The sequence below is a fragment of the Brumimicrobium oceani genome (assembly GCF_003143775.1).
In the GTDB taxonomy this organism is placed as follows: Bacteria; Bacteroidota; Bacteroidia; order Flavobacteriales_D; family Crocinitomicaceae; genus Brumimicrobium; species Brumimicrobium oceani.
Genome location: NZ_QFRJ01000001.1, coordinates 207,871 through 221,477, shown reverse-complemented (window position 1 = coordinate 221,477; position 13,607 = coordinate 207,871). Strand labels below are relative to the sequence as shown.

Below are 13,607 nucleotides of genomic sequence, written 5' to 3'. Positions count from 1 at the left end.
TACTACCAACCTCCTCCGCCACCACCACCTGCACCACCGCCAGAAAATCCGCCGCCACCTGAGAATCCGCCGCCTGAACTCCCTGCTGCGGAAGGCGCTACCGATGCTGTAGAAGAAACTGCTGAGAGTGCAGCGAAATATCCTAAACTTCTAAAGGAATAGCCGCTGACATAATAGTTACTCGATTTGTATTGCGTTTCAATTTCATGAGCTGGGAATTTCTTTCCCCATTCATCTGCTTTTCCAAAAGCTATGGCATAGGGTAAATTCTTTTCGAAATAATCGAAATTCATATCTGGTTTATTAATGGCATTGATGCGTTGTTCATCAGCATATTTTATAAATCTTTCTAATCCTAAAATATGATCTAACATTTTCCGTCCTTCTTTTGTGGGCTGATAGAAAAGTCGTAAAAAGACAATATTCATGATAAGCATCAACATTCCAACAATTAGAATTAACCAGGCTGGACCTTCGAAATTCTTATAGGCGATGACCATTCCAATGACGGTTAGAACAGGAAAAATGTATTGAGGAAGAATCAATTTGAGGTTCTTTTTAAAGTAAAGTCCAGCTTGTTTCTTTTCAATTTGAGTAATCAAATAATTTAATGAAATACTCACCCTAGGGTTGTATTTATTTTGAATTACAGTGAATTCTTTTGTTCCTAAAAGTCTATCCAAAAAACCTTGTTCCAATGTTGTTAATGCTTGTTTTTTGGTAGAATTTTCGGCGTAACTGATCACAAAAAGATCTTCTTTATCTTTTGTATCTTTCTTTTCAATTTTAATATGTCCCTTTACTGCCAATTGTAAAAGTTGAGCAGCAAACATATTATCATCCTCTTTTCCTTCATTCATTAGATACAAAACCTCTGCTGGACTCCAATCATTGGGTGGATAAAATTGAGGAATAATAGTTCCCTTTTTCGGGTCTTTTCCATGTTTTAACCAAAGAATAAAATTGATCAGAAAAGAAACTATAAATCCAAAAACAGCTAAAATTAAAATTGAATTGTCACGAAAAAAGTACTGAAGACTTGTACTAAAGGAAGCTTCAGTCATAACCCCCTCATCGAAAGAAACCAACAAAGTTAAATTGGTTCCCCATTTGAGTTTGTCTGTCATGAATACCTGTTTTCCGATCCCAATAGATTTACTCACGAAATCTTTCTTATCATCAGCTCCATATCTTCCTGTCCAACCATCAAAGTCGATAATTTCGGTATTTCCAGGTGTAGAAACTGTTGCCGACAAAGTGTCTATCCCCATTTCCCACTGGTTTCCGTTCACATTCCACATGACATGACATTCACCATCATTGCAATATACTACGCGATCAAGGGTGTAGCTTATTTCATAATCATAGCTCCCACGTGGCAAATGATAATCAGCAGAACCAATATAAATTCTAATTCCCCCATCAATCATTTCCGTCTTATAAGGCTCTATTTCCCCATCTCTTATTACGCTTTTAACTTTTAATTTTTGACGAATTTTACCCTCTGGCAACCGAAAATTCAAAGGAATATCACGGTAAATCCCGCTTTTGATATCCACTCCTAAAGCAAGTATTTTTATTTTTTCAGTCACCAACACACTTCCATCTTTTTGAATTTGAATATCACTATGAAATGAGTAAATTTTTTCAAACCTATCAAGGCTAGTATAGGATGATAGCAAAAAATAAGTAAGCAGTATTAAGAAGTATCTCATTCGAATATTTTTTGTGGTTCACGTTCAAAAGCCTCAATTTCGTAGAAGGATTTTTCTTTAAATCCAAAAGGTCCTGCCAATATGTTATTTGGGAAAATTCCGATTTTGGTATTAAAATCTCGAATGGTTCCATTCAAATAACGCCTCGACATGGCCAATTCATCTTCCACTTTGGAAAGTTCTTTCATCAATTCAAGAAAATTTTCGTTGGCTTTGAGTTGTGGATAATTTTCAAAAGTCACTTTTATAGACCGACTCACCAAGTTTAATCCAGCATCTTCTTTTTCTTTTTGCAAAATATCTTCAACACCCGAAGAACGCAATGATGTTACTTTCTTCAACAAATCCGCTTCGTAATTGCTGTAGCCCTTTACCATTTCCACGAGCTTTGGTATTAATTCAAAACGCTTTTTGAGCTGGACATCAATGCCGGACAAAGCTTCATTAACAGATTCCCTTGCGGCAATGAGCTGATTGTAGATGATCCAAACTAGAATAAGTAGGATTACAATTAAAATAGAAGTAGCGATTATGATGTACATAAGGTAAAAGTAATAAAAATGTTTTTAGAGCAACTTAAGTGCCTTCTTCAAATTTAAGCTTGGAACGGAATAAACACCGCAAAAAGAAAAAAAATCACCTTAAACTTGGGAGAACTTACGGTTATCATTATTTTACCAAATCGCTAAAAAAACAACAGAAAATTACATTTTTCATGAAAAAATACAGCTTTTTACTCTTTTTTTTACTTTTTTCCATCCATTTATTAAATGCCCAATCTAATTCTGTTTCTTCATCAAAAATGGAAATAGAAATAGAACTTTCTAATCCCTCAAAAGAAATTAATGATGGAATAGCCAAAATTACCGTAAAAGGTGGGACAGCTCCCTATCAATACAAGTGGAGTGATAAAAATACTTCTCTAAAATCTACTGAATCGGTGGGTTTAATTGAAGGAATGAAACACACGGTTGAAGTAAGCGACGCCAATGGTCAGACGGTAAATAAGGAGTTTAAAATAAAAGCGAAATCAATTACCGAGATATTCAACAGTGGCGTACAACCCGCGGTGGATGTGATGGGAGCGATTCTGTTTTGGGATGCATTTTCAGTAATTGGAATATATGATCCTGTGGTTTATAGCAAACACAAAAACATTGAGCTCCCTTTGGTGGAAGTTTCAAAAGAAAGTGATTTCAAGCTGAAAGAATGGTTGGTTGCGGAAGGCAATTATGTTGAGCAGGGAGATAAAATAGCCATTCTAAAAACTATTAACGAAGAGGAAATTCCAATTTATGCATTAGCCAACGGTAAAATGGAACATTTGGCAAAAGAAGGAGAAACCGTCTCAAGAAAACCCGAAACAGGAACTTTTAAATCTCCGCCTTTAGGAGTAATTAATTTCGATACTAAGCAACCCATTCTCCATCCCAACGGAGAAATAAGAACCAACAACATCCCTTTCATTGTTGTTTGGTTGATTCTTGGTAGTATTTTCTTTACACTACGTTTAAAATTTGTGAACATTACGGGGTTTAAACACTCCATTGAATTGGCACGAGGAAAATATGATGATCCTAATGCTCCAGGCACAATTACCCATTTCCAAGCGATGGCAACAGCAGTTTCTGCCACTGTAGGACTAGGAAATATCGCAGGTGTTGCAGTAGCGATCTCTTTGGGAGGTGCTGGGGCAACTTTCTGGATGTTCGTTGCTGGATTTTTTGGAATGTCCTTAAAATTTGCTGAATGTACACTCGGAGTTAAGTACAGAATTATTGATGACGAAGGTAGAATTTTTGGTGGTCCCATGAATTATCTGAGGTATGGTTTAGAAAAGAAAAACATGAAAAAACTCGGGAAATTCTTAGCCGTTTTCTTCGCTTTACTTGGAATAGGTGCTTCGTTTGGAGGCGGTAACATGTTGCAATCCAATCAAGCTTTTAAAATTGTATCTGAAGAAATTCCTTTTTTAGAAGGACATGGTTTTTGGTTTGGAATTGGGTTCGCATTATTGGTGGGCGCTGTAATTATTGGAGGAATTAAAAGTATAGCCAAAGTTACCGCAAGAGTTGTTCCTGTAATGGCCATTCTCTATGTTGTGGGTTGTTTGGTGGTAATTGGTCACCACTTTGAATATTTGGGAGGAGCGTTTCTTGCTATTTTTGATGGTGCATTTTCTGCCGAAGCGTTAAAAGGTGGATTTATCGGAGTGCTAATTATTGGTTTACAACGTGCGGCATTTTCTAGTGAAGCCGGAGTAGGATCGGCGGCTATTGCTCACAGTACTTCCAAAACAAACAATCCAATTGCCGATGGATTTACTGCCTTGGTTGAACCCTTTATTGACACCATGATTGTGTGTACCATGACCGCTTTAGTTTTAATTTTCACTGGAATGCACGAAACAAACTCTGGAATGGGTGGGGTAGAAATTACTGCTGATGCTTTTGGTAGCGTGGTCTCTTGGTTCCCTTCTGTTTTGGCTGTGGCCGTATTTTTATTTGCATTTTCTACGATGGTTTCATGGTCTTACTACGGAATGCGTTCTTGGACTTTTCTCTTCGGAAAAAGCAAACAGTCTGAAATGATCTATAAAGTTTTGTATCTAGTTTTTGTTGTTGTAGGAGCTTCCGTGAGTTTAGGCGCTGTTCTTAGTTTTGCCGACATGATGATTTTAGCCATGTCTTTCCCTAACATCATCGGTCTTTACATTATGTCAGGTGAAATTAAAACAGATATGGAAATCTACTGGCAGAAGCTCAAAGATGGAGAATTGTATATAAATCCTAAGTTTTTGAAGGGAGAATAGTTTAATTAGGAATTGGAGAATTATGAGTTTCGAAGCCCTTAACGCGATGCAGAGCGGTGCGAACCTGCCGAACTGAAGTTAACTTCTAGGTGCTTCTTACAAACTATACACCAACATTAGTCGTGCTTCTAAAACCAATTGGTTCAACAATAGTAGAAAAAATATCCAATTCCGATAAGACTGATTGTTGTAATAGACCAACATCGAATTGAAATTAAAGTCGATATGTTTTGGTGAAGTTAGAAATCATACCTGCACTGGACGCTATTGAGAAGCCTGTAATATGTTTATCAATACTATTCGAATATTGGTTCTCATTTCCATAAGTATAATAGATGCTCTTAATATCTCGCTTTACTTATTCCCTATTTTTAATTCCTTTTCAGAAGATTGCCTACCAAGGAAATTTCAGAAATGAATTTTAAAAAAAACAATCCATTAATCAAAGATGAGAATCATACTTTGCACCCTTAATTGCTAGCAATTAAGCATAAGAATGGTACGGACGGTTTGCAAACCGTGCGCTCAATGCTTATTGAAAATCTTAAAATTTAAGAAAAAAGAGAAACACATTTTTAAAAGAAAGATTAGGCTTCTTTTTTTCTTTTTCGCCTTTATTAATGAGCGATAGCGGACAATTACTCCCTGTGGTCATGAGATCGCTTTGCTAAGTTTACAGATCGTCCACACCATGCTCATGGAAATTTCTTAAATGAAATTTAAGACAAAGCTTGAAATGAATAAGTTCTGGATTTCTGTCTCTATTGATAAATGTAAAATTACTTCAATCCAACACCCCATAAAAAACAAAAAGCCCCTAAGATGGAAACATCAAAGGGGCTTTTAGCGGTCCGGACGAGACTCGAACTCGCGACCTCCTGCGTGACAGGCAGGCATTCTAACCAACTGAACTACCGGACCAAAATTTATATTTCTCCTTTCGAAGAACGTTGACGACAGTCAACTATAACTAATTTTACCTAGCTACTAAATTTTGTATTGTTCATATATTTCGATTTGTTACTTACCTAAATAAGTCTGAACCGATGTCAACTAAATATCATTAATTTAACTTTCAACACAAAAAGGAAAACAAAACCCCTAGAACATTGATACATCCTAGGGGATTCTATTCCTCCAGCCATAGAGGCGTTTTGTAAATGCGGTCCGGACGAGACTCGAACTCGCGACCTCCTGCGTGACAGGCAGGCATTCTAACCAACTGAACTACCGGACCAAAATTTATATTTCTTCTTTCGAAGAACGCTGACGACAGTCAACTATAACTAATTTTACCTAGCTACTAAATTTTGCATTGTTCATTTGCTTCCGCAATTTACTTTCAATATTTTGTGTCTTACTTACCGTTGTAAGTGCCTTACTTGTTTTGTTAGGCGAGTGCAAATATAAGTAACTTTTTTTCTTCCGCAATGATTTTTTTGAAAATATATAAAGTTTTTTTTAGCGCTCTTTAAATCGTATTGAAAAACAAGTCTTTAAGGAAGTAAAAAAATCAATTGTTTTTTTCGCTATCTTTTACTTCTTCAAAATCTACATCTTCCGCTTCTCGATAGCCACCTTCTACAATGTGTACCTTTCCCTTTTCACTTTCACTTTTTTCCTTGGCTCTTTTAAAAGCATCATTGTTCTGATTATATCGTTTTTCGTTTTCAGCACTACTCTTTGCATTCAATAAGCGACCTATAAATCGAATAATAACAAATACGGCAATGATGATTAAAATCATTCTAATCGTTCCAGGAACACTCAATAACATCATAATTCTAAAATTTAAACATCCATTTATTTTTCGACCTTCTCTAGCAAATAAAAAAAGTCCAGACATCATCGCCTGGACTTCTCAATACTATTTCCAGTTCTAACTAAAGAACCCTATTATTTCGATAGATATAAGTTACGTTCTGCAAAAATCTTTCTAAAGAATGGATCTTTCAAATCCTTGATGAATTGAATCGCTTCACCAGTAGATTTCATCTCAGGTCCTAATTCTTTGTTCACATTAGGGAATTTATTGAAAGAAAAAACTGGAATCTTAATCGCATACCCTTCTTTCCTTGGTTGGAAATCGAAATCTGTTACTTTCTTGTCTCCCAACATCACCTTAGTGGCGTAGTTAACATAAGGTTCATCATACGCTTTTGCGATAAATGGAACCGTACGCGACGCTCTAGGATTTGCTTCGATTACATAAACTTTGTCGTTTTTTATAGCGAATTGAATATTAATCAATCCCACGGTTTTCAATGCAATGGCAATCTTGTTTGTAATGTCTTCAATTTGTTGCATTACCAAATCACCTAAGTTATATGGTGGCAATACTGCGTAAGAATCTCCTGAGTGAATTCCAGCTGGTTCTATGTGCTGCATAACTCCAATGATGTAAACGTTTTCTCCGTCACAAATGGCGTCTGCCTCCGCTTCTATCGCACCTCCTAAAAAGTGATCCAATAAGATTTGATTTTCTGGCATATCGTGAAGAATGTCTACCACGTGGTGTTCTAATTCTTCTTTATTGATTACAATTTTCATTTTCTGACCTCCCAAAACATAAGAAGGACGAACCAATAATGGGAATCCAAGGTCATCAGAAAGCTCCAAAGCTTGTTCTGCGCTTTCAACAACTCCAAATTCTGGATAAGGAACATTATTCTCTTTTAATAATGCAGAAAAACGTCCTCTATCTTCGGCTAAATCAAGGGCGTCATAACTTGTTCCCATGATTTTAATTCCGTAGCGTTCTAATTTTTCGGCCAATTTTAAAGCAGTTTGACCACCGAGTTGAACGATTACACCCTCCGGCTTTTCATGACGAATGATGTCGTAAATATGTTCCCAGAAAACAGGTTCGAAGTACAATTTATCTGCTGTGTCGAAGTCTGTAGAAACCGTTTCAGGATTACAATTAATCATAATCGTTTCGTACCCTGCTTCTTTTGCAGCAATTACTCCGTGAACACAAGAGTAATCAAATTCAATTCCTTGACCAATTCTATTTGGACCAGAACCTAAAACAACGATTTTCTTTTTCTCTGTTACTTCACTTTCGTTTTCTAATTCAAAACTTGAGTAATAGTATGGTGTTTGCGCTGGGAACTCCCCTGCACATGTATCTACCAATTTATAAACACGTTGAACGCCTAATTCTTCTCTCTTTGCATACACTTCTGATTCTAAACAACGCAATAAGTGAGCTATTTGTCTATCGGCATATCCTTTTTGCTTAGCATCAAAAAGTAATTCTTTTGGCAAATTAGAAAGGTTGTATTTTTCAATCTTACGTTCTAATTTGATTAAATCCTCAATTTGGCGCAAGAACCAAACGTCGATTTTTGTTTTTTCATGAATACGATTAAACGGAATTCCCAATTTAATAGCATCATATATATGGAATAGTCTGTTCCAGCTTGGGAACTCTAAACTTTCTAAAATTGCGTTTTGATCTGTTAACTCTTTTCCATCAGCTCCCAAACCATTTCTTCCAATTTCTAGGGATTGACAAGCTTTTTGAAGTGCTTCCTGGAAATTTCTTCCAATTCCCATTACCTCTCCAACAGATTTCATTTGAAGACCTAACTTACGATCTGCTCCAGGGAATTTATCGAAGTTCCAACGTGGAATCTTCACAATTACGTAGTCTAAACTTGGCTCAAATAAAGCGGAAGTTGTTTTCGTAATTTGATTATCTAATTCATCTAAAGTATAACCAATCGCCAATTTAGCTGCAATTTTCGCAATAGGATACCCTGTTGCTTTTGAGGCCAATGCTGATGAACGAGAAACACGAGGGTTAATTTCAATAGCGATGATTTTTTCTTCTTCGTCTGGTGAAACAGCGAACTGTACGTTACATCCTCCAGCGAAATTACCCACAGAACGCATCATTTTGATGGCCATGTTTCTCATTTCTTGGAAAGTTGTATCAGACATCGTCATTGCTGGAGCCACAGTGATTGAATCTCCTGTATGAACTCCCATTGGATCAAAGTTCTCAATAGAACAAATAATTACAACGTTGTCATTGCTGTCGCGTAACAATTCCAATTCATATTCTTTCCAACCCAAAAGCGCTTTATCAATCATCACCTCATGAATTGGCGAAGCGTGTAATCCAGCATCTAATAAATTGTCAAATTCTTTTTCATCATAAACAACCCCTGCTCCTGCTCCACCTAAAGTGTAAGAAGAACGAATACACAGCGGGAATCCAAATTCTTGCGCCACACCTTTTCCTTCAAGGAAAGATTTTGCTGTTTTTTGAGGTGCCATTGGCACGTCAATACGCTCCATCAAATCACGGAAAGCCTCTCTGTTCTCGGTAATTTCAATTGCAGCGATGTCCACCCCAATGATGTCGATATTGTTTTCCTCCCAAATCCCTAACTCATCACATTTAATGGCTAAATTCAAGGCTGTTTGTCCACCCATTGTTGGCAAAACAGCGTCAATATTATGGTTGGCAATAATTTCTAGAATGCTCTCTGGCTCTAATGGTTTCAGATAAATATTATCTGCTACAACCTTATCGGTCATAATTGTTGCAGGATTCGAATTGATTAAGGTTACCTCAATTCCTTCTTCTCGTAAAGATCTTGCAGCTTGCGATCCTGAATAGTCAAACTCACATGCTTGACCAATTACGATAGGTCCACTTCCAATTATTAAAACTGACTTAATTTTCTCGTTCTTAGGCATTCCAATTTTTCTTTATGCTTATGATGTAAAAGCGTTATACAAATCGGACACAAATTTAATTCATTTTTACTACTTTTATAGGCATGCACAGTATTTTTACAACTGTTTTTTGGTGAAATCTCTGTTTAAGTTTGAAATAGCATTTTACCATGATTAAATTATGTTGAGCAATAGCTAAATTAAGTGGATTGAAATGAAGCGAGAAATTAAAAGTGTAGCACTTGAAGACATTAAACTTTCTTATGAGGTTTATGGTGATGGAAACACCGTTATCCTCTGTTTCCACGGGAATGGAAGGTCGGCAGATGATTTCAAATTCTTAGAGAAAAATACACGAAAAATAATTTCTGTTCACCTCTTCTTACATGGTTATTCTACCTTTTCTCCCCACCGAATTCATCAAGATTTAATTACTGCTGAACATGTTGAAAAATTGTTAGAAAAATTATTGTTAAAAGAAAAAGTAAAGGATTTTCATTGGGTTGCCTATTCTCAAGGCGGACGTTTTACTTTGAGTGCATTTCCGTCATTTGCTTCACGTGTGAAAAGTATGTTTTTAATTGCACCAGACGGAATGAATGACAATAATTTCTATAGTTGGTCTCAACGTCAGTGGTGGACGAGAAAGTTGTTTAAACGTTGGGTAGAAAAACCGGAAGAATTAATGTCCATTTCACGCGTTTTAGCCAAAGGGAAGATTATTCATCCTAAACATGTGAGTTTTCTAGATTATTACACTTCTGACCCTGAAAAATTTGAAACAGCCTATAAAACATGGAGTGCATTTAGAGATTTGCGACCTTCTAATGAAGAGGTGAGAAAAACATTAGATAAACATTCGATTCAATTCAAGGTGATCGTTGGAGAGCATGATCAAATTATCACTCCTAAAAGTGCACGCAATTTTCTCGATAAAATAGATCAATCCAATGCCTTAAAGACTATTCCTTATGGACATGATATTTTTAAACCGCATATAGAAAAGGAACTTTTGGCTTTAATGCCCTTTGAAGATTTTGATTAAACTGTGCAGTAACCATAGGTAATCTCTAACCATAAGCGCCACCTAATAACCCAATTCCGAAAACAAGAGCTGCTAGTCCACTTAATATAAACAAGGTCATTAAAAGTGTTTTTGGAATCGACCAAACATCTCCACCTCCCTTTTTCCGGAACAGTTTTAATATTAAATAGATATAAAATACCAGCGTAAAATAAACACCCACAATTAAGAGCATAACCCCTGCGGCTTCAATTCCGCTGCAAATTAAGGTGCAACTTAAGAAACTTATTACAGTAATTAAGGCCGCTGCAAACACAGTCAGGATTAAAATTCCAAATACAATTTCAATTCCGCTGTATAGATTTTCATTTTCTATTACTTCTGTAGCCGACTGCATTAATCCATTCGAAAATGACCACGAGGAAAACTGCATAGCGCTAGACAACATTCCGCCAAGTGTATAAAAACCAAAACTTGTCGATGTGTTTACGGCGCTCAATAGCGCGATTTTCCGGAAAGAATTTAAAGTCTTTTGAGTTTTGAAATACTCCCAAAATCCATAACTCAAAGCAATTCCTGAGGCTGATATTAATAAGTGAGATTGAGAAAGTGGCGCTTCTGTTAAATACCCCAACCCGACTGCTGTCCCTGCAAGACCAATTTTTAGGCCTGTTAATAAGCTGCGTGATTTAGCGGTGTTTTTAGCTGCCCAATGTTGTACTTCCCTCGATTTCTTTCCTATAAATAACATAGGGGTTAAAAAAAACAAGAAGAATGCATTATTATAATTCCAAAGCTTTGAAGTTGTTCTCTTTTCATTATTTCCAACAGAATAATTGTGATTCTTTTCGGTACTTGAAGCAATAGGCATTAAGTCTAAAGGGGCTTTAACTAGCGTTTCCTTTTTTTTTGAAACATTCAAATTATTGCTTAAAGCATTGGGCTGCGGTATTTTAAAAAAAGGAGATTTAGTGAGAGAAATACTACTGATTTCGAATGTGTCTAAGGTTGATTCCTGTTTTAATATCAATGTCTTTAAATCTTTTACCTCACTCATCGATTCTGCAGCTAAATTTGAATTTTGAATTTTTAGCCTTCGATCGCTAGTTTTGAGTTCCTTTCTATTTTTTATGCTGCCACCCCCAAGTATAAACTTGTTGTTTTTCTTGAAATGCCAGCCTTTTAAATGTTTTCTTTTTTCAAATACTCCAACTGAAGAAGTTGAACACGAAAACAGTAAAAACAACAAAAGTAGAATGGATATAAACTTAAAGTTGACCGTGACGTTCATAAGTAGTGTTTTTTTGAATCAAGCTAAATGTACAAAATATTTTTGAAAACACTGAAGAATAAAACCTTAGTGGTCCATAAAACAATAAAGGAGCACTGAAAATTAAAATTATAAACCTAAAAAACACATCCACTATAAAAGTGATTGAAAGAATAAAATCCCATAGAGGAAAATTTGTTTTTTAAAAGCCTTAATTAGTAAATAGACCAACCAAAACCGATTATCAGCGCCATAAAAGCAAGTATTAAAATAACAAAAGGCCAAATGGCTTTTTTAAAGGCTTGCTTTAAAGTTAAACTTCCTGTTCCATCCTCCCGCTCGAAAAGTTTAGTGATTAAATAGAGGTAAAAGGCGAAAACTACATATCCGCTGACCAGCCAGATTGGTACACCCAAGATAAACCATCCACCAAAAAGAGCTGGTAAAAAACCTAAAATCATTGCAATACCTAAACCCAACAAAAATAGATAGGTAAAAACTAAAATACCCAAAACAATAACAATTGGGTGCCTTTTCGTTCGACTAACTTCTGTCTCATTTACTGTTGAGAGACCTGGATTGACACTAAAATTATCTATTGTATTTTCTAGTCCAATATCTCTTATATTATTTTCATCATCAGGCTGTAGAATATCAGGATACAACGCTTCGGTAATTATTTCGAACTCATTCTGTTTTGGCTTCCCGTCTTCAACTATCTCAATTTCCTCAAGCTCTGCAATTGTCAAAACGGAATTTTCCTCAGGATTCGTGGATTTTTCTTTACGTCTGAATATTTTGTCCTCCTTGACATGCGCACTGCCTGAATCAAACTTCTTGTTCTTCTTGAAATGCCAACCTTTTAAGTGCTTTCTTTTTTCAAATACTCCATTTGAAGTTGTTGAACAAGAAAATAATACAAACAGCAAAAGTAGAATGGGTACAAACTTAAAGTAGACTTTGACGTTCATAGGTAGTGTTTTTTCTGGTTTAAGATAAATGTACAAAATAATCAATGAAATGCAGGAAAAGTAAACCTCAGCTGTTGAAATAAAAACTGAATACGCTCTGCCCCCAAGTTAATGGACATTCCTAAATCTTGTCAAAACGACTTAGATAGTGCTTGGACGGAAACACAGCAAACTTAAAATAAACTCAAAATCTATAGAATTTGTAAAAATCGTCTATTTCCGACCAAGCACTAGATAGAAAAACTAAGTGTTAGGAGTGATCAAAAAATTCATAAATGAATAACTCGTTAGTGTAATTAATTTTTCATATTCTCTTTGACAGTCGTTAAAAAATTGATGGTATAAATTGTCAATACCAAAGCCGAAAGAAGAATGAGCACTCTTTTCAAACTTCTAAAAAAGGTCCAATTCTTTCTGTCTTCTGGTCTACTATGCAATCTTTGGACTAAATAATCAACGAAAGTAAAGCATAAAACAACTCCAAAAGCGAATACTGAAAGTCCCAAAATTGGATCGTTATAAGCTATTGCCCAAGCTAAAATAAAGAAGGCCAAAAACAGAATTCCAAAACCAACCACTACAAAAAATGTACGAATCAAAATTTGATTAGAGGAAAGTACTTTATCATCACTAATCACAGTGCGCTTATTGATGTCTAACTCAGCCCCTTCCTTTTTTATGAATACTTGGGCAATCACTCCCATAGAACTAAAAGTTTTCAAGTCCTTGCCCACAGCTTCATTTTCATCTTTTACGAGCAGGATATCTGGCTTTTCATCCCAGTATTTCTTTTCCTTTTCAAGTCGCTCCGTTTTATTCTCTTTTCTGAATGGCGTTGACTCCTTATTTTGACTATTCCTTTCCTTCTCTACGAAAGAACTGACTTTATTCGTATTATTCGGAGCATTCTTCTCAATCCTAATCTCCTCCTTTTTCTTATTAGAAGAAAGTCCTAAATCAAACTTCTTGTTCTTCTTAAAATGCCATCCTTTCAAATGCTTTCGTTTTTCAAAAACACCGTTTGAACTCGTTCCACAGGAGAACAGCAGCAAAACCATAAAGGAAAACAAAAGTAATTTCATTAGAAGTTTTAGATTCATGGAAAGTAGAGCATTTAAATTCT

Annotated in this window: 9 protein-coding genes and 2 tRNA genes; 2 read left to right on the top strand and 9 right to left on the bottom strand. The window is 35.8% G+C overall.

Going from position 1 to position 13,607, the window contains the following annotated elements; translation table 11 throughout:
- Positions 1-2: 2 nt before the first annotated feature.
- Both DIT68_RS16230 and DIT68_RS00960 read right to left on the bottom strand, forming a co-directional pair.
- Positions 3-1,715, bottom strand: coding sequence for a DUF2207 domain-containing protein (locus tag DIT68_RS16230; RefSeq protein ID WP_158276081.1), 1,713 nt, complete (start codon positions 1,713-1,715; stop codon positions 3-5).
- On the bottom strand, positions 1,712-2,257 hold the full coding sequence (locus DIT68_RS00960; RefSeq protein WP_109357941.1) for a LemA family protein: 546 nt from the start codon (positions 2,255-2,257) through the stop codon (positions 1,712-1,714). The genes DIT68_RS16230 and DIT68_RS00960 overlap by 4 nt, the downstream gene beginning before the upstream one ends.
- A gap of 173 nt (positions 2,258-2,430) precedes the next feature.
- Here DIT68_RS00960 and DIT68_RS00955 point away from each other — a divergent pair, with 173 nt between their 5' ends.
- Positions 2,431-4,527, top strand: a complete 2,097-nt coding sequence (locus DIT68_RS00955) for an amino acid carrier protein (RefSeq protein ID WP_109358316.1) — start codon at positions 2,431-2,433, stop codon at positions 4,525-4,527.
- 847 nt (positions 4,528-5,374) lie between these two features.
- On the opposite strand, the gene DIT68_RS00950 is transcribed toward DIT68_RS00955, so the two are convergent.
- The 4 genes from DIT68_RS00950 to carB all read right to left on the bottom strand — a co-directional run bounded on the left by DIT68_RS00950 (position 5,375) and on the right by carB (position 9,240).
- Positions 5,375-5,448 (bottom strand) — tRNA-Asp (locus tag DIT68_RS00950).
- Between the two features lie 242 nt (positions 5,449-5,690).
- Positions 5,691-5,764, bottom strand: a tRNA-Asp gene (locus DIT68_RS00945).
- A 276-nt stretch (positions 5,765-6,040) separates the two neighbouring features.
- Positions 6,041-6,307 (bottom strand): hypothetical protein, encoded by a 267-nt coding sequence (locus tag DIT68_RS00940; protein ID WP_146194083.1) that lies wholly within the window; start codon positions 6,305-6,307, stop codon positions 6,041-6,043.
- A 116-nt stretch (positions 6,308-6,423) separates the two neighbouring features.
- The gene (carB, locus tag DIT68_RS00935; protein WP_109357939.1) at positions 6,424-9,240 is read right to left on the bottom strand and encodes a carbamoyl-phosphate synthase large subunit; all 2,817 of its coding nucleotides are present in this window, start codon (positions 9,238-9,240) and stop codon (positions 6,424-6,426) included.
- A 193-nt stretch (positions 9,241-9,433) separates the two neighbouring features.
- Here carB and DIT68_RS00930 point away from each other — a divergent pair, with 193 nt between their 5' ends.
- Complete coding sequence (locus tag DIT68_RS00930) at positions 9,434-10,264, top strand: alpha/beta fold hydrolase (RefSeq protein ID WP_109357938.1); 831 nt, start codon at positions 9,434-9,436, stop codon at positions 10,262-10,264.
- Between the two features lie 25 nt (positions 10,265-10,289).
- Here the strand turns inward: DIT68_RS00930 and DIT68_RS00925 are convergent, their stop codons facing one another.
- From DIT68_RS00925 to DIT68_RS00915, 3 genes are all read right to left on the bottom strand, one after another.
- Positions 10,290-11,534, bottom strand: a complete 1,245-nt coding sequence (locus tag DIT68_RS00925) for a hypothetical protein (protein WP_109357937.1) — start codon at positions 11,532-11,534, stop codon at positions 10,290-10,292.
- A 194-nt stretch (positions 11,535-11,728) separates the two neighbouring features.
- Positions 11,729-12,484 carry a DUF4199 domain-containing protein gene (locus tag DIT68_RS00920; protein ID WP_109357936.1) on the bottom strand — a complete coding sequence of 252 codons (756 nt, stop codon included), beginning with the start codon at positions 12,482-12,484 and terminating at the stop codon, positions 11,729-11,731.
- 296 nt (positions 12,485-12,780) lie between these two features.
- Positions 12,781-13,566, bottom strand: coding sequence for a ZIP family metal transporter (locus DIT68_RS00915; protein ID WP_146194082.1), 786 nt, complete (start codon positions 13,564-13,566; stop codon positions 12,781-12,783).
- Positions 13,567-13,607: the final 41 nt, after the last annotated feature.